The sequence below is a fragment of the Leeuwenhoekiella nanhaiensis genome, assembly GCF_002744755.1.
Classification (GTDB): domain Bacteria; phylum Bacteroidota; class Bacteroidia; order Flavobacteriales; family Flavobacteriaceae; genus Leeuwenhoekiella; species Leeuwenhoekiella nanhaiensis.
Genome location: NZ_KZ319294.1, coordinates 20,948 through 37,214 on the forward strand (window position 1 = coordinate 20,948; position 16,267 = coordinate 37,214).

A 16,267-nucleotide genomic window follows, 5' to 3' on the forward strand; every position below is an offset into this window, starting at 1 on the left:
ATATTAGAACTTAAATTATCATTCCCAAAACTATGGGACAGATATTAATTAGGTAATTGGAAAGGAAGTCTGTAAGTATAAACTTCAATATTCGTTAATACACCTACTTAATTTTGGTTGGACGACAAATATAATTTAATTCGATCTAATTTATACGGAGTAATTCCGTCAATTTTGAGAAGTTCATCCAGATCATTTATTTGGTTATGTAACAGCCGGTAATTGACTATTTCCCGAGCTATTTCAAACGTGATGAAAGGCACGGTTGACAGGTCTGACGCGTTTGCCTTATTTACATCAATCCTTTTGATCTCTGGTTTGGAAAGCACCGTGTAATGGCTTTGAAGTTGTTTAACCTGATCTTTTGAAATGCCATACACATCATACAATTGGCGGTCATCAAGAAAACCTCCCAGCTTCCTGCGGTAATCTAGAATGCGCTTCGCTATAACCTGATCAACATCTTCAATCTTCATCAATTCTTCAAACGACACGGTGTTTAAGTCACTTTTTAAGCCGGGCGACTCCACCTCCTTTTGAACGAGCTTAGATTCGGTTTTGGGTTTATTTACCCATTCGGGGAATTTAAAATAGGGAGCAATTGAAGCCAGAAGTGAATCTGAAACTCCTGTTACCTGCTGAAAGTCTTCAGCCGAATTAATCCATTTTCCGCTTTCGCGAAAGCGGAATAACCGGTCTATTTCTTCAACATTCATCCCCAGCGTATATCCCTTATAATCGGTGATAAAATTTGGATTGAAAGGATAAATTTTTGGTTGATTAATACTATCCCGTAGCTTTTGAATGCTGTCGATTCTAGCTTCAAAGATTTTCATTTGATTCTCATTAACAGCCTTGGAGTACGAGTCATTTTGTGCCGGTTCAACTAAAAAATATAAGGCCCAGCAACCTATCACGAGCAGTACCAAAAGCAAAATCCCATTTCGCTGCCGGTTATCCAGTTCGAAATGGGATTTAAACTCTTTCATATTTTGAAGCTATTTATGCATTCTTTGCGGTTTCTTGTTTCTTAAACAATTCGCCGGCTTTTAACTTTCTAAAGTATTCCCTCAAATCTGCACGAACTTCGCCGCTCATTATATACAGACCTATAATATTAGGGAAGGACATTGCCAGAATCATCATATCTGAGAAGTCTAATACAGCACCCAGACTTACTGATGCCCCTACCACTACAAAGAACAAGAATAAGATCTTATAAAGTAACTCTGATTTTTTGCTTTTTCCAAATAAATAAGTCCAGGCACGCATACCGTAGTAAGACCAGGAAATCATAGTAGAAAATGCAAATAAGAATACCGCTGCGGCAAGTACATACGGGAACCAGCTGATCACACTACCAAAGGCGTCAGAAGTAAGGTCTGCACCTGCAACACCTGTCACCTCATGCATACCTGTAAAAATTAGCACCAAAGCAGTCAGGGTACATACCACAACCGTATCAATAAAAGGCTCAAGAAGTGCCACAAAACCTTCAGATGGCGGATGGTTTGTCTTGGCCACACTGTGCGCAATTGCCGCAGAACCCACACCAGCCTCGTTAGAGAATGCCGCACGTTGAAAACCTACGATAAGTACACCCAAGATACCTCCTTTAAGAGCACTTGGGCTAAATGCGCCATCAATAATTGCAGAAAATGCAGGGCCTATGTTTTCGATATTGATAAAAATAACGGTCAAGGCACCCAAGACGTAAACACCTGCCATTATAGGTACAATCTTTCCGGTAACTTTAGCGATACTGTTAATACCTCCAATAATTACAACACCTACCAATACGGCTACGGTTAGACCAAACCAGAAACCGTTACCTTCAAGCCAGTCAAACTGACCGCTCAAAATTTCAAAAGACTGGTTAGCCTGGAACATGTTTCCACCCCCAAAAGAAGCACCAATGGCCAGGATTGCAAAGAAAGCGGCAAGTACTTTACCAAAGCCGCCCATATTTTGTTTTTGAAGACCGTATCTCAGGTAGTTCATAGGACCACCAAACACACGCCCGTCAGGAAGAATATCCCGGTATTTTACACCCAGTGTACATTCCACAAATTTTGAAGACATACCCAGAAGACCGGCAACGATCATCCAGAATGTTGCTCCGGCTCCACCCAAGGAGACCGCTACCGCAACACCTGCAATATTACCCAAACCTACTGTAGCTGAAACCGCAGTAGCCAATGCCTGAAAGTGGGTTATACTACCCGGCGCGTCAGGATCATCATACTTACCTTTAGCCAGCTCCAGACTGTGCTTAAAGCCTCTAAGGTTGATAAAGCCCATACGCACCGTAAAGAAAGCAGCTCCAAAAATCAGCCACACCACAATAAACGGAATCTGAGTAGTCTGCTTATCGCCGTTAGGATGTAATAAGGGCACAGGATCATCGTAAACGATTTCTGCAAATACATCGGCATTGGTCTCTATGACGTGCTGCGTATTATCGGGATTGTAAATAACGCTTCCGGCTTCATTAATATGTTGCAAGGTTCCGTTTGCCTCAGCTTCTACGGTAATTGATGTGTTATTACTCAGTTGAACGACAGCTATCGGATCACCTTTTTTTACTTTTCCTCCATCTGACACTAACCATTCTTTCAGGGTATACTTAAATGGTGTACCGGCTTCCCATCCCGGAACAGATATCATTTTTAAATCGGCATAGATCACAGGATCATAAAGGCCAACTGCCGCAAAAGGATCCCAGAAAAGTACAGATCCCAAACCGGCTACCGCAGGAGTCATCGTACCGTTGAAGACTTCTACGATTGATTCGGTTTCTATCTTGAATTCTTCAGTAACCTGATTACCGGCAGCATCAGAAACCACAACAGAATGTGCAATACCTTCGGTTAGTCCCGTGGCAGAATTTGAAGAAAGAGGTGTGCTTTGATCACTCCATTTGTAGCTGTAGGGTGGAGTTCCCCCGGTGACCTGTAATTCTGCAACACCGTCGTTAATTTGAGTTGTAGGGTTTGAAACGTCTGCAGTTACTTTTAAGTCCTGTGCTAATACCGATAGGGGCAAAAGGACAGACACAAGAAAAATAATTTTCTTCATAAGATTTTTTTGGTTTAACACTTTTTTTCCTGGAAAGACGCAATATGCTAAAAAATTAGGCTTTTTCAAAGGTAAACGCTTTTAAAAATCGAGTAGAATGCCCGTTTAGCGATGAATATTTCAACAATCCTCAAAATATAGCCAAAACTAATTTTCTTCCTGCAGTAGATTATTGCAAAACAAAAAACCCGCAGATTTTAAACTGCGGGTTTTGTAATTCTAATTAAAAAGTACTAGCTCAGGGCTTCCTTTTTCAATTTGATCGCATCGAGATAGCGTCTCAATTGTTTTTTCACAACCGGAAACAGGAAGAATAACCCAACCATATTCGGGAAGATCATAGCAAAAATCATAGCATCAGAGAATTGCCAGATCGAACCCATATTTGCCGCCGCACCAATAACGATGAAACTTAAAAAAAGAAGTTTGTAAACCAAATCTGCAACTTTACCCCTTCCGAAAAGAAACTTCCAGGATTGAAGACCGTAATACGACCATGAAATCATCGTGGAAACTGCAAAAAGCACTACCGCGATAGTCAAAAACACATTTGAAAACGGAATGTACTCGTGAAAGGCTTTTGAGGTAATCCCGGCGCCTTCGTAAGACATTCCATCAATAATCACAGCACCGCTACCGTCTCCTCCGTATTCAAAAAAGCCCCCAAAATTAAATATGATGATTACTAAAGCCGTCATCGTACAGATCACCACTGTATCAATAAAAGGTTCTAATAAAGCAACAAGACCTTCACTCGCTGAATATTTGGTACGTACGGCAGAGTGTGCGATAGAAGCAGAACCTGCCCCGGCCTCATTAGAAAAAGCTGCCCGTTTAAAACCAACCAATAGCACCCCGATAACACCCCCTACTCCAATTGCAGTAGGCTTAAAAGCTTCTTCCATAATTAAGGCAAACGCATCATCAATCAGGCTAAAGTTGATTCCTATGATATAAATACAGGCTGCGAGATACATAATCGCCATAAATGGAACCACCTTCTCAGTTACCTGAGCAATACGTTTGATTCCGCCTATAATGATTACTCCTACAAGGACTGCAATTACAACCCCAATCCAGAATCCGGCTCCGGTACTTTCAAGGCTGAATAATTCCTTTAAAACAATCGTTGCCTGGTTGCTTTGCGCCGCATTACCGCCACCAAATGAACCCCCAATACAAAAAATAGCAAAGATCACCGCCGCGATCTTACCCAGAGTAGCAAAGCCTTTTTCCTTTAACCCTTTAGTCAGATAATACATGGGTCCGCCATAAACAGTCCCGTCCTCTCCCACGTCGCGGTATTGCACCCCTAGAGTACACTCCACAAACTTGGTAGACATGCCCAGCAAGCCACAAACAATCATCCAGAAGGTTGCTCCCGGTCCGCCCAAAGCAATTGCAAGAGCTACACCGGCGATGTTTCCGTTACCTACCGTACCCGAAACCGCAGTGGCCAGCGCCTGAAAGTGACTTACTTCGCCCGCAGAAGACTCATCGCGTATGGTATCTACAATGTCATTATTTACAGCCAGATCATTGTCTAAACTCTCAATATGCTCTTCTATATCAACCTTATTTAAATCTACGCCGTTAGCAATCCCGTCTTCTCCGTATAGAACTTTAGCTCCGTGATTTTCGATATCTTCATACTTACCGCGTACAGTCTGTATGGCATTACCGAAATAACGGAAGTTTGGAAAACCAAAATAAATGGTAAAAAAGAATGCGCTAAATACGAGAAGTAACAACACAAAAGGGATCCCGAAAACATTGAAAAAAATAAGATTGAAGAAGAAATCTGAAATGGGAGCAAATGCCTGATCGATTTGCTGGTCAATTCCCATTTCGGTTTCCTGTGCTTTGGCTGTAAGTCCAAAAAACAACAGGAAAGCAGCTGTAAAAAAATGCTTCATAAAATTTACGGTTAGATTAAAATCAGGAGCATTTTCCTTAAATAGGAATACATTTTTCAGCCTTAACTCCTAAACGCCGTAAACATACTACTAAATCGCAAATTCCTTATGTAAATTTTCAATCTGCTCCGGCCTGCCAATTACGATAAGTTTAGAGTCTCGCTCCAGCAGCAGCGAAGCTTCGGGATTAATCACATAATCACCGGAAGGAGACTTGTAACCAATAATTGAACATCCGGTCTTGGCGCGCAGATCAATATCTCGTATCGTGCGGGTTTGATTATCTGGGCAAACCGCCTCAAAAGTAATTTCCTGAACATTCACACGACCACCGGTTGTAACCTGCAGGTTGTCTAAAAATTCAACCAAATCGGGAACCACAACTAAAGAAGCCATATGATCGCCTCCTATTTTATCGGGCATAATAACATTATCTGCCCCGGCAAATTTCAATTTTTGATAGGTAGTCTCTTCTGAAGCGCGGCTGATGATGTGCAGATTCTTATTCATCTGACGGGCAGAAAGCACGACAAACAGGTTGTCAGAATCATTTGGCAAAGCCGAAATAAGCGTAGAAGCGCGGTCAACACCTGCTTTTAAAAGCACTTCATCTTCGTTTGCATTACCGGTAATAAAGAGCATCTCATCAGTCTGAAATTTATTTACAATCTCTTCACTGCGTTCTACAATTACAAACGGCTTCCCGTAGGTGGTAAGTTTTTGCACGGCCTGCTTGCCATTACGACCGTAACCCACCACGATCACGTGATTCTCGAGTTCTTCAATTTTCTTCAACACGCGTCTTTCTTTTAAAAGTTCAAAATTACTTCGGCTTAAAATAAACTCGGTAATAACCGAAATCGCGTAACCCACAACGGTCAAGCTCACTAAAATTAAAACAACCGTAAATATTTTGGCTACATCATTAAGCGGCTGTACTTCACCAAAACCTACGGTGCTTATGGTGATCACCGTCATGTAAACGGCATCAGTCCAGTTGTATTCTGCAAAAAACCGGTATCCCAGCACACCAAAAACCAGCATAGCCAGAATCAGACTCAGCGCAACATAAAAACGGTTTCTAAAAAGTTGAAGCATAATTATAAGTCAAAAACCGAACTCCTCTTGGTGTACACTAAATCTTTCAGCTTGAGCCAAAAAGCCAAAACCAGATATACGGCAAAGCCCAAACCCGCCGTGGCAAACGAAAGGTAAATAAAAAACAGGCGTACGTTTTTGGCACGAATTCCCATACGGTCTGCCAGGCGGGAAGACACGTAAAAGCCATTGCGTTCAAAGAAATTCCGTATTCTGGAAATGAAACTCATCAGGTGGGGTTTGTACGCAAATTACTAAATTTTATCGGGCAGGCTCAACTACTGCTCTTTCTTAGCAGAAAATTTCCTATTCCGCAGAGCAGGCAGCGATTGGGATCGCAGTAATTTTGTTTAAGCTGAATTAAAGCCTGACTGTGCATCGCATCGCTTTCTAATTTCCGCAAGGCTTCAAAACCAGCTACCAGACTGTTCTGCTCCAACGGAATCTGGGTCAGTAAATTCAGTAATTCTTCTTCAACTTCGACGCCGCGATAGCGGGCATAGGCAAATTTTACAGGAATCAGCGTATTGATAAGCAGTATGTCTATAAAACCACCTGTAAGCCTTTTTACTTTTTTGGCGTGTGATTTACCAAAGGTGTAATGGGTTTCCCAATACGAAGATGCTTTTACGGCAAATAGCTTTTGAAAAACCGTTCGTTCTGAAGTCTGCATACAGATTTCAAAAAGATTGGGAGAATGCTCATAAAGAGCCGCAAGTTGGGAAAGGCGTAGCGTTGGGAAATTAGGCGGTCTCAGTTTAAAAAACTGCATCTGATGGTTGAGACCGGGCGAAAGATTGAACTTAGTCCTTGCAAATTCAAAATCCTGCTTCCATTTGCGCACTACTGCTTCCTGCGTTTCTTCGGGTAATAACCCGGCTACACCTAAATGCACAGGCTCAAGCAAACCCGGAGATGCGGCAAGCTTTCTTATTGTGGAAAAGGGAATCGTCTTAGCGAGCTCTTCAAATGCTTCGGCATTGACCAGCGTACCAAAACTACGCGCCAGTCTCACAAACAAGACCGCTTCCCAGTCCCCCTGAAGTTCGTCAAGCTGAGATTCGACCTCAAGCACTTTGCGCTCCAGGCGTTCCAAATAAACCCGCTCAAGCCAGGGTTCAAAAACAGAAACCGGGATTTCTCCAAAATCGGTTTCGCAATTTACAAACCGCACTTGACCCCTATTCATTAGATTTTGATAGGTGTGTATTAAAGACTTAGGCACTCGGCCGTTTAGAGCTAAAGTGGGAATAGGCTGATTGGTTTTATCAAAAACATCACAATCATCTTCCCATACCACATGTAAAATCACATTTGCGTAGGCCTCATCCTGCTCGTGATTGTGCAAATACCAGTCTGAACTTTTGAGATGAACCTCAACATTGCCAGCCCAAAGCTGACCGTCTATCCTTAGCTGCGCATTGAAAAAATCAGGACCTGAAAGTTGGTTATGCATTCCCGGTTTAAGAATTTGTACATTTTGGCCGGTAGTGGTCAATAAGCCGGACTCTGAAGTGGCTTCTTCAAATTTTAAAAACTTCCAGAGATAATGTAAAAATGCCTCGCTCATTAGGATAAAGTTAAAGCAATTTTAGCACAACCTTAATAGGCTTCAAGCCTCAGCTCCAATACCTTTAACAAAAATAATTTTTATGAAAAAGTCAATCTTTACACTTCTCCTTGCTGCCGGAATTTTTACCGTATCCTGTGGAGATCGAAAAACAAACAGCGAAAACGAAATCCAGCTTGAAGAACGCGAAGGGCCTGTCGTGGAAGGCAAGGATATGATTCCTGCCGACGATAGCGATTCAGCTCAAAATAAAGCCGAAATTGTAAGTGCCAAGCAGGTAGTAAATAAATACTTCTCCGCTCTTGACCGCGGCGATTTTACCGAAGCTTATGAGCAAATGTCACGCTCCAGTGACCGGGGAACATCTTCTGAATTTGCAGAAGAAAACGCTGGAATCGAAACCATAACGGTCAGTTTTACTCAGGACGCAACCGTAAATACCAATACTAATGGTACTGAAATAGAATTGCCTTTACGCTATACGGTCAAAACCAAAAACGAAAATACAGAAACGTATTCAGGATCGGCTATCGTGCTGAAAGCAAGCGGTGAAGATTCAGATTATCAGATTTTAAAAATGAATGTAACCCGCGAAGACAGCTAATTTTAGTCCAGGAAACCCTTTTCGCGCATCCAGGCGTCGTTATACATTTTGCCCACATAGCGGCTGCCGTGATCGTGAAAAAGAACTACTACCACATCATCTTTGGTAAAATGTTTCTTAAGCTGAAGTAATCCTTTTATGGCTGCACCTGCCGAATTGCCTAGAAAAAAACCTTCTTCTTTGGCAAGCCGGCGGGTGTAAATTGCGGCGTCTTTATCGGTTACCTTGGTAAAGCCGTCAATCAAATCAAAATTTACATTGAGCGGAAGAATATCTTCGCCGATACCTTCGGTGATGTAGGGATAAATTTCGTTTTCATCAAAAATACCGGTCTCGTGGTATTTTTTGAAGACTGATCCGTAGGTATCAACACCCCAGACCTTGACGTTTGGGTTTTTCATTTTAAGATAGGCACCAACTCCTGAAATCGTCCCACCGGTACCAACCCCAACCACAAAATGAGTTACTTTACCATCTGTTTGATCCCAGATTTCCGGGCCGGTTGACTCAAAATGAGCCTTGCAGTTACTCGGGTTATCATATTGATTCACGTACCAGGAATTGGGCGTTTCTTCAGCCAGGCGGCGCGAGGTACTGTAATAAGACTGCGGATCATCGGGTGCCACATCAGTTGGGCAAACCACCACCTCACAACCTACAGCTTTAAGAATATCTATCTTCTCCTTGCTTTGTTTGTCTGAAATAACACAGACCATTTTGTAGCCTTTCACAATTGCAGCCAGCGCAAGCCCCATTCCGGTATTTCCCGAGGTACCTTCAATGATGGTTCCTCCCGGTTTTAAAATTCCGGCAGCTTCCGCATCTTCAACCATTTTTAAAGCCATTCGGTCTTTTACCGAATTCCCCGGATTGAAGGTCTCGTATTTAGCCAGCACCAGGCAGGGTAAATCTGCGGTAAGTCTGTTGATTTTAACCATCGGCGTGTTGCCTATAGTTTCCAGAATGTTTTCGGCATACTGCATAAACTGATTTTTAAAGGATCTCAAAATGAAAGCGGAATATACTTTCTATTTTAAGAAATCTAAGCCTTAAGAATAATTTTTATGCCGAATTAACAAGAATTAACGCTCCGGTAATTACTTCGAAAAGCTCGAGGATGCTCTTTGTAACGGGAGCTTCAGTTTTACGCCTTTCACCTTAAGAATCCAATAAATCGTTGCCGTATTGCCCACCACTGCCGGAAGAATCCAAACCGCAAGACCAGACAGATGGGTTCCTGCAACCAGAAAAGCGGTAACCGATGCGATATAAGCCCCAATAATCTTACCGATGTGCTGTACCAGCCAGCCGGTTTTAGTTCTATGCGGATTTCGCAAAAATTTGAAATCCATCAAACACAGCACGAGACCAATTGCGCCAAAAAACAGAAATAACACCGCTAGCTCGCCCGATTTCAGCAATCCCGCGGCAAGCATCAACACCGAAATCAAGGCCATCAATCCCGAAATGCCCCAGTCTATTCTATTAGCAAGCGTTTTGCGCTTTTTAAAACGCAAAGACCGGTTACCTACTAGCACCATATAAATGGTAAATAAGCCAATCATCACCAAAAAGGGATTTTCGTGCCCCGGCATACTGGCAATGGGTACCGAAAGACCCGAACTCGCCAACATGCCGATTGTAAACCACTCTCCAGATTTTTTGTGGAGTTTGCTTCCTTTTTTGACCATAAAACTAAGGCTTCCGGCTATAAGGCCGATGGCTCCAAAAAAAGCGTGAATGTAAATTGCGATCTTAATTGCGGTTTCCATCATAAAGGTTTTGAATTACCCTTCAAAAATGGACATTGATCTGCGCGATAAGAAAAAGGCTTTACTCAACTGTAAAATTTGGGTACTCAGTTGTAACTGATTCGGTTTTGCTTTCGCCCCTGCGAGAAAACAAACTACATCAGTAAGCCCTTGAGATATGCAAAGGAAACATAGCCTTGATTTAGAGGCGGGTCCCGGAAACTCACACCTTTTGGCGGAGCCAATTAGTCAAATTTAATAGTCTTAACCGGAGAAATACGGGTGATCACATAAGACGGAATGAGCAGCATCAGCGCACACAGCAGGAAGGTACCCACGTTGAGCAACACGATATAATACCAATCAATATAAACGGGAGCTTCGCTTACGTAATACGTTTCAGGATTTAGCGTAATCAAACCAAAATACTTTTGAATCAACAATAAACCAATACCGATAACATTACCCCAAAACAGCCCAACACCTACCAGATACAGCGCGTTGTACATAAAGATTTTACGGATGCTCCAGTCACTGGCGCCTAAAGCTTTGAGTATGCCTACCATCGGGGTACGCTCCAGAATAAGTACCAGTAAGGCCACAATCATATTGATCCCGGCAACGATGATCATCACCGCTATGATGAGTGCTATGTTAAAATCAAAGAGCGACAACCACTCAAATATGGAGTAATACTTCTGCTTAATAGTCATTGTATTCAGAAACGAATCGGTATTCTTATAAATTTCGACCCCAATCTCATCGAGCTTATCAAAATCGTCTACAAAAACTTCAAAAGCCCCCACCTGATCCTCTTCCCATTTATTGAGCTTTTGAATATGCCTGATATCTGCAAACAAAAAAGTCTCATCAAACTCCTGAAAACCGCTATCGTAAATACCTACAATATCAAAGCGGCGGTTTAAAAAGCCTCCATCTTCTTTAAGGAAGAACACGATCACCTTATCGCCGTTTTTAAAGCCAAGACGGTTTGCGAGATAGGTACTGATCAGTATTTCGGTATTGAGTTTATCGCTGTAGTCTGGCAAGCGTCCTTCCACCAGAAATTCCTGCATAAAATCCCAGCGGTAGTCTGCGCCCACGCCTTTTACAATAATGCCTTCAAAATCGGTTGGTGTACGTATCACGCCGGCTTTGGTAGCCGTAACCTGTACGTGACTCACCTCAGAAACGCTCTCAAAATCAGGGTAAAAATCCTGATTTTTGGGAATGGGATTTAGCGTTATATCGCTGTTGTTGCCATCAAACTGGGAGACAATAACATCGCCATTAAAGGCCGAAACTTTTTCTTTTATTTTTTGCTGAAGTCCAATACCTGTAGCGATGGTGATCATCATCATCACCATACCCAGCACAATTGCGATGATCGCAATTTTAATAATAGGGGTCGAAGCAGTACTTTTATACTGTTTGGCACCAATTATGCGTTTAGCTGTAAAATATTCAAAATTCAATCGTCCTATGGCGTTTCGTTTGCTCAAAAGTAACTTTTTTTTAGTTGTTGTAATTGCGATTTCCTGCGGAAACCATCCCGGAAAACAAAAACAGGAAGCCGCTGCTGAAGCCTCACTAACTGATGCGCAAAATCAGGAAACCGAATTGGTTTTGGGCGCAAACCGCACCGAAGCCTACCTCCCCTTGTTGAAAAACAAACGCGTGGCTGTGGTGGGAAACCCGAGTTCGCTAATTCTTAAACCCGAAAAAATAGAGGGTGAAAAACGCTATACCCATCTGGTCGATTCGCTTTTAAGCTTAAACGTAAATCTGGTAAAAGTCTTTTCTCCCGAACATGGTTTTAGAGGCACAGCCGATGCCGGCGAAGCGGTAAAAGACGGAAAAGACCCTAAAACCGGTTTGCCGGTGATTTCGCTTTATGGCAACAATAAAAAACCAAAACCCGGGCAGCTGGAAGGTCTGGACGTGATTGTTTTTGACATTCAGGATGTGGGTGTACGCTTTTATACCTATATCGCCACCTTACATTATGTGATGGAAGCAGCCGCAGATGCCGGAATCCCCGTCCTTGTGCTCGATCGCCCCAACCCCAACGGAAGCTATGTAGACGGCCCGGTGATGGAAGCCGAACACACCAGTTTTTTAGGTATGCACGCCGGTGTTCCGCTGGTTCACGGGATGACCATTGGTGAATACGCGCAGATGATGGCCAAAGAAGGCTGGCTTCAATCACAAAAAGAAGTAGAACTTACCGTAATCCCAATGACGGGGTACCGGCACGATTTAGCCTATTCGCTACCGGTAAGGCCTTCGCCAAATTTACCCAACGACCAGTCGGTAATGCTGTATCCCAGCCTGGGTCTTTGCGAGGGCACGGCGCTTAACGCCGGTCGGGGTACCGAAATGCAGTTTCAGGTTATTGGCAGCCCGTTACTACCAGCAGCCGATTATCCGCTTACTTACACACCTCAGCCTAATTTTGGTTCCAAAAACCCAAAATTTAAAGGCGAAGTTTGCCACGGCCTTGATCTGCGCGACCTTGCCCCTCTTGACCGGGTAGACCTGAGTTTTATCTACAACGCTTATCAAAACTATACCGATAAGGCTTCCTTTTTCAACACGACCAATTTCACTGCACACGCGGGCACCACACTTCTGCAAAAACAAATTGAGCAGGATTTGGGGCTTGATGCTATTTATGCTTCCTGGAAGCCGGGAATTGACCGGTTTAAGGCTTTGCGGTCCAGATATCTGATCTATCCGTAATTTTTTAAAAACAGGTTTAGATTACCCTAAAATTGTTGAAAATTAACAACAAGTATCTGCGTTTTTCCTATATTTAGGGTTCTACTTTATTAAAAATCAATCTTTCATAGCTAAACGCAGTTTTTATGAAATTTCTTATCACGTTGACCCTTTTGCTTTTTTGCGGCGCCACACAAGCCCAGCGACTTCTGGGCACAGTCACCGATGCTAAAACTCAGGAACCTATTACCGGAGTCAATGTGTTCATCAAGTCTATAAAAAAGGGGGTTACCACAAAGAAAGACGGCGTATTCTACTTTGAGCAGGCAAACGGTCTGCAACCTCAGGACACCCTTTTATTTAATATGGTAGGCTACCGCACATTAAAATTAACTTTAGATCAGTTTCAAAAACTCGAGAAAAAAGTAAATCTTTACGAAGAAAACCTATCCAACCTGCGCTCTGATAAAGCGGTCAGGATCATCACCATCAGTGACGGAAACAGTAAATAACCAACGCCTAATCTTTATGAAAAACACATTCCTGAAGCAATTCGTTTTAGGCTTATGCCTCTGCGGTTTTACCGCTTTCGCCCAGCAAAACACCTATGAATTACCCCTTGCAAAGCCTGCCGATGCAGGAATGCGCACCTATCACCTCAGCTACATCGATTCACTGGCCAACGAGGCAATAACCGAAAAACAGGTGCCGGGCATCGTGGCACTGGTGGTGCGTGATGGCAAGGTGGTTTATCATAAAGCTTTCGGTCAGGCTGATCCTTCGGGCAAAAAACTGCAAACATCCTCAATCTTTCGCATTGCTTCACAAACCAAAGCCATAACCTCTACCGCAGCGATGATTTTATGGGAGCGCGGTAAATTCCAGCTAGACGATCCTATTGCAAAGTATATTCCCGAGTTTAAAGACGCGCAGGTTCTTGACTCGCTCTTACCTGACGGAAGTTACACCTCACACCAGGCAGATAAACCCATTACCATTCGTCATTTACTAACCCACACTTCGGGGATTGGCTATGGTGCGATAGATGGCGATGCTCGCTTTAGAAAACTATATGAAGATGCCGGAATCATCGACGGCTTTACAACCAAAAACATAACCCTGGCCGAAAACGAACCCAAACTGGCCAAGATGCCCTTGCATCACAACCCAGGCGAACGTTTTACCTACAGTGAAGGGATCGATGTGGTAGGATATCTGGTTGAACTGCTTTCAGGCAAAAAGCTGGATGTATTTATGCACGAAGAGATTTTTGAGCCTCTGGCGATGACCGACACCTATTTCTACATTCCAAAAGAAAAGCACGAGCGTCTGGTTGCCGTACAGGCTCTGGAAAACGGCAAGTGGACAGACGCCGGTTCTAATGCTTTTTATGCTGCAAACTATCCTATAAGCGGTGCTCAAACTTTCTTTTCGGGCGGGGCCGGACTCTCCAGTACTGCGCTTGATTACGCCCAGTTCTTGCAGATGTACGTCAACGGCGGGCAGCTTAACGGCAAACGCATTTTAAGTCCAACTACCGTCGACTTTATTTTGAGCAATCAAATAGGTGATATCTGGGCAGATCAAGGTGCCGGTCACGGTCTTGCTTTTAAAGTTGTGGGAGAAGGCGCTTCCGCGAAAGGTGGCCAGGGAAGTCCGGGCACTTTTGAGTGGGGAGGTTATTTCAACACGCAGTATTTCGCAGATCCAAAACAAAAACTCATTGGGATCATCCTGAAACAAACTCTTGGAGCCAATAACGATCAGACCGCCTGGAAGTTTCGCAACATCGTTTTTTCGTCTGTTGCAGAATAAAGAATTTTTAGGCTAAAAAAATAGAGCCTTATTAATTGTACAGGGAATCGGGCAGTTTTGTCCGATTCCTTTCATTTAAATACCATCTGTAGGCTAACTTTAACCGGAAAACTAAATACAAATCCATGAAAAAACAGCTTTTTGCTTTTGCGATCAGTTCGCTGCTAAGCGCCGGGTTATGCGCCCAAAGTCAGGAGGAAACCATCAAGGCGGTGGTTACCGAAGCCACTGAAAATTCCCAGCTTAAATTACTCGCCCATCAATTGCTCGACGTGGTTGGACCCCGACTCGTAGGAAGTCCTGAAATGAAACAGGCACACGACTGGGCGGTTAAAACCTATACCGATTGGGGCATACCTGCAGAAAATCAGCAATGGGGAGTTTGGAAAGCCTGGGATCGCGGGATTACACATATTGATTTGGTGAGTCCACGCAGCGTAAGTCTGGAAGGCATGCAACTGGCGTGGAGCCCTTCAACTTCTGCGAAAGGTGTAGAAGCCGAGGTTGTGGTGTTACCGGAAGCTAAAGATTCACTGGCATTTCAAGATATGCTGAGCCAGGTCAAAGGTAAATTTGTTTTGATTTCTATGCCGCAACCTACCGGAAGACCTGATGAAAACTGGGAAGAATGGGCAACTCCAGAATCATTTGAAAAGATGAAAACCGAGCGTGACGCGCTTAACGATGCCTGGAACGCCCGCATCAAAGCCACCGGATATTCTTCACGCGAATTGCCGAAAATTTTGGAAAAAGCCGGAGCTGTTGGGGTGATCACCAGCAACTGGTCACGCGGATTTGGCGTAAATAAAGTCTTTTCGGCCTACACCGATAAAATCCCGATGGTAGACATCGCTTTAGAAGATTACGGTCTGCTCTACCGCCTTGCGGATTATGGTGATAAACCGGTCATCAAGGTGGTGGCTCAATCTAAAGATCTGGGCGAAGCACCAACCTTCAATACCATTGCTCAGATTAAAGGGACCGAAAAACCGGACGAATATGTGATTCTTTCTGCGCATTTTGATTCTTGGGACGGCGCTCAGGGCGCTACCGATAACGGCACCGGAACCCTCGTGATGATGGAAGCTATGCGTATTCTTAAAAAAGTATATCCCAATCCCAAACGCACCATCCTTGTAGGTCACTGGGGAAGTGAAGAACAGGGACTTAACGGTTCTCGTTCTTTTGTAAAAGACCATCCGGAAATCGTCGCCGGTGTACAGGCGGTATTCAATCAGGATAATGGTACCGGTCGCGTGGCAAACATCTCCGGAAACGGATTTTTACACGCTTACGATTACCTGGGCAGCTGGTTAAGCGCAGTGCCCGATGAAGTAGCCGAAATCGAAACCAACTTCCCCGGGGCTCCCGGTCGTGGCGGTTCTGACTACGCCTCCTTTGTTGCCGCGGGTGCTCCTGCCTTCAATCTTAGTTCGCTAAGCTGGAATTACTGGAACTACACCTGGCATACCAACCGCGACACCTATGATAAAATCGTTTGGGATGATGTGCAAAACAACGTGATTCTTACGGCTGTATTAGCCTATATGGCTAGTGAAGATGAAGATAAAACCTCGCGTGAACAAATTGTTCTACCCGTAAGCTCAAGAACCGGTGAACAAATGACCTGGCCTGAGCCTCGTGACGGAACCCGTCGTGGTGGACTTGAAGATTAGATTTGAGATATTAGACGCTAGATTTTAGATTTTAAAAA

14 protein-coding genes are annotated in these 16,267 nt (G+C 43.6%); 5 read left to right on the forward strand and 9 right to left on the reverse strand.

All coding sequences use genetic code 11. The annotated features are described in order from the left end of the window. Positions 1–107: 107 nt before the first annotated feature. The 6 genes from CJ305_RS13760 to CJ305_RS13785 form a co-directional block, all read right to left on the reverse strand. A complete protein-coding gene (locus CJ305_RS13760; RefSeq protein ID WP_099646864.1) occupies positions 108–989 on the reverse strand; it encodes a ComEA family DNA-binding protein in 882 nt (293 codons plus the stop codon). A gap of 13 nt (positions 990–1,002) precedes the next feature. Beyond that, positions 1,003–3,078 (reverse strand): amino acid carrier protein, encoded by a 2,076-nt coding sequence (locus tag CJ305_RS13765; protein WP_099646977.1) that lies wholly within the window; start codon positions 3,076–3,078, stop codon positions 1,003–1,005. 233 nt (positions 3,079–3,311) lie between these two features. Further along, positions 3,312–4,994, reverse strand: a complete 1,683-nt coding sequence (locus CJ305_RS13770) for an alanine/glycine:cation symporter family protein (protein ID WP_099646865.1) — start codon at positions 4,992–4,994, stop codon at positions 3,312–3,314. 90 nt (positions 4,995–5,084) lie between these two features. Continuing rightward, positions 5,085–6,092 carry a potassium channel family protein gene (locus CJ305_RS13775; protein WP_189319452.1) on the reverse strand — a complete coding sequence of 336 codons (1,008 nt, stop codon included), beginning with the start codon at positions 6,090–6,092 and terminating at the stop codon, positions 5,085–5,087. A 2-nt stretch (positions 6,093–6,094) separates the two neighbouring features. Continuing rightward, positions 6,095–6,322, reverse strand: coding sequence for a PspC domain-containing protein (locus CJ305_RS13780; protein ID WP_189319453.1), 228 nt, complete (start codon positions 6,320–6,322; stop codon positions 6,095–6,097). A 44-nt stretch (positions 6,323–6,366) separates the two neighbouring features. Beyond that, complete coding sequence (locus CJ305_RS13785) at positions 6,367–7,662, reverse strand: DUF2851 family protein (RefSeq protein WP_099646867.1); 1,296 nt, start codon at positions 7,660–7,662, stop codon at positions 6,367–6,369. 82 nt (positions 7,663–7,744) lie between these two features. Here CJ305_RS13785 and CJ305_RS13790 point away from each other — a divergent pair, with 82 nt between their 5' ends. After that, positions 7,745–8,266 (forward strand): hypothetical protein, encoded by a 522-nt coding sequence (locus CJ305_RS13790; protein ID WP_099646868.1) that lies wholly within the window; start codon positions 7,745–7,747, stop codon positions 8,264–8,266. 2 nt (positions 8,267–8,268) lie between these two features. On the opposite strand, the gene CJ305_RS13795 is transcribed toward CJ305_RS13790, so the two are convergent. The 3 genes from CJ305_RS13795 to CJ305_RS13805 form a co-directional block, all read right to left on the reverse strand. After that, a complete protein-coding gene (locus CJ305_RS13795; protein WP_099646869.1) occupies positions 8,269–9,249 on the reverse strand; it encodes a PLP-dependent cysteine synthase family protein in 981 nt (326 codons plus the stop codon). A gap of 114 nt (positions 9,250–9,363) precedes the next feature. Then, entirely contained in the window at positions 9,364–10,038 is a 675-nt protein-coding gene (locus CJ305_RS13800; protein WP_099646870.1) for a hypothetical protein, read from the reverse strand. A gap of 224 nt (positions 10,039–10,262) precedes the next feature. After that, complete coding sequence (locus tag CJ305_RS13805; protein WP_099646979.1) at positions 10,263–11,492, reverse strand: ABC transporter permease; 1,230 nt, start codon at positions 11,490–11,492, stop codon at positions 10,263–10,265. 7 nt (positions 11,493–11,499) lie between these two features. Between CJ305_RS13805 and CJ305_RS13810 the strand changes: the two genes are divergently transcribed. The 4 genes from CJ305_RS13810 to CJ305_RS13825 all read left to right on the forward strand — a co-directional run bounded on the left by CJ305_RS13810 (position 11,500) and on the right by CJ305_RS13825 (position 16,229). Beyond that, positions 11,500–12,759, forward strand: coding sequence for an exo-beta-N-acetylmuramidase NamZ family protein (locus CJ305_RS13810; RefSeq protein ID WP_223248879.1), 1,260 nt, complete (start codon positions 11,500–11,502; stop codon positions 12,757–12,759). 125 nt (positions 12,760–12,884) lie between these two features. Further along, entirely contained in the window at positions 12,885–13,250 is a 366-nt protein-coding gene (locus tag CJ305_RS13815; protein ID WP_099646871.1) for a carboxypeptidase-like regulatory domain-containing protein, read from the forward strand. Positions 13,251–13,266: 16 nt separating this feature from the next. After that, the gene (locus CJ305_RS13820) at positions 13,267–14,553 is read left to right on the forward strand and encodes a serine hydrolase domain-containing protein (protein ID WP_099646872.1); all 1,287 of its coding nucleotides are present in this window, start codon (positions 13,267–13,269) and stop codon (positions 14,551–14,553) included. 125 nt (positions 14,554–14,678) lie between these two features. Next, positions 14,679–16,229, forward strand: a complete 1,551-nt coding sequence (locus CJ305_RS13825) for a M20/M25/M40 family metallo-hydrolase (RefSeq protein ID WP_099646873.1) — start codon at positions 14,679–14,681, stop codon at positions 16,227–16,229. Positions 16,230–16,267 lie beyond the last annotated feature (38 nt).